Genomic DNA, 1272 nt, shown 5'->3' on the forward strand with positions numbered 1-1272 from the left:
TTGACCTGCCACGGGATTTTTCCTCCACCGGCGATTAGAGTCCGACCCACCGAAGGGACGGACAATGAAGCGATCAAGATACAGCGAAGAGCAGATCATCGGCATCCTGGCCGAGCATGAGGCTGGGGTGAAGTGCGCGGACCTGTGCCGCAAGCACGGCATGTCGGAAGGCACGTTCTACGCCTGGAAGGCGAAGTTCGGCGGCATGACGGTGTCGGATGCCAAGCGGCTGAAGGCGCTTGAGGACGAGAACGCGAAGCTGAAGAAACTGTTGGCCGAGCAGATGCTCGACGCGGCGGCGATGAAGGAACTGCTCTCAAAAAAATGGTAGGGCCCGCCGTGAAGCGTGCTGCCGTTGCGCATCTTCAGGCCGAGCTGGGCCTGTCGGAACGGCGGGCCTGCCGTCTTGTCGGGGCGGATCGCAAGATGATCCGCTACCGCTCCTGTCGTCCCGCGGATACCGAGCTGCGGGCCAAGTTGCACGATCTGGCGAACATGCGGCGCCGGTTCGGCTATCGGCGTCTGTTCGTGCTGCTGCGTCGCGACGGTGAGCCTTCGGGGATCAACCGGATCTATCGTCTCTACCGCGAGGAAGGGCTGACGGTGCGCAAGCGGCGCGCCCGGCGTAAGGCTGTTGGGACGCGGACCCAGATCCTGGTCGAGGCGCGGCCCAATGCGCGCGGGTCGCTGGATTTCGTCCATGACCAGCTCGCCTGCGGGCGTCGGTTCCGCATCCTCAACGTCGTGGACGACGTGACCCGGGAATGCCTTGCGGCGATCCCGGACACCTCGATCTCGGGGCGACGGGTGGCACGGGAACTGGAGGATTTGATCGAGCGGCGTGGCAGGCCGGAGATGATCATCAGCGACAATGGCACCGAACTCACCAGTAACGCGATCTTAACCTTTGCCGCCGAACGCGGCATCGAATGGCATTACATCGCGCCGGGCAAGCCGATGCAGAACGGCTTCGTCGAGAGCTTCAACGGGCGCATGCGCGACGAGCTTCTCAATGAGACGATGTTCCGCAACATGGCCCACGCGCGGGCCGTGATCCGGGCCTGGGCCACCGACTTCAACGAGGCGCGCCCCCACTCGGCGCTTGGCTACGATACGCCCAAGGCGTTCGCCGAGCGCCTGTTCACCGCAGCCGACAGCCGCGCTGCGCGATCTGAAAGCTCCGCGCGGATATCGGTTGCTCCACCTGCGCCGGAAGGCGTATCAACCAAACGGGCTCTGGTTCCGACTGGATGACAGTTCAGTGGCAGGTCA

Annotated in this window: 1 protein-coding gene; it reads left to right on the forward strand. The window is 64.0% G+C overall.

The window, feature by feature from the left end:
- Positions 1-64 precede the first annotated feature (64 nt).
- Positions 65-1254, forward strand: a protein-coding gene (locus ACO2Q4_RS23585) for an IS3 family transposase (protein WP_311761869.1) whose coding sequence is annotated in 2 segments (ribosomal slippage) — positions 65-326 and positions 326-1254 — 1191 coding nt in all. Because the reading frame shifts where the segments join, the coding sequence is not laid out codon by codon here.
- Positions 1255-1272 lie beyond the last annotated feature (18 nt).

The sequence above is a fragment of the Paracoccus sp. KR1-242 genome (genome assembly GCF_049446195.1).
Classification (GTDB): domain Bacteria; phylum Pseudomonadota; class Alphaproteobacteria; order Rhodobacterales; family Rhodobacteraceae; genus Paracoccus; species Paracoccus broussonetiae.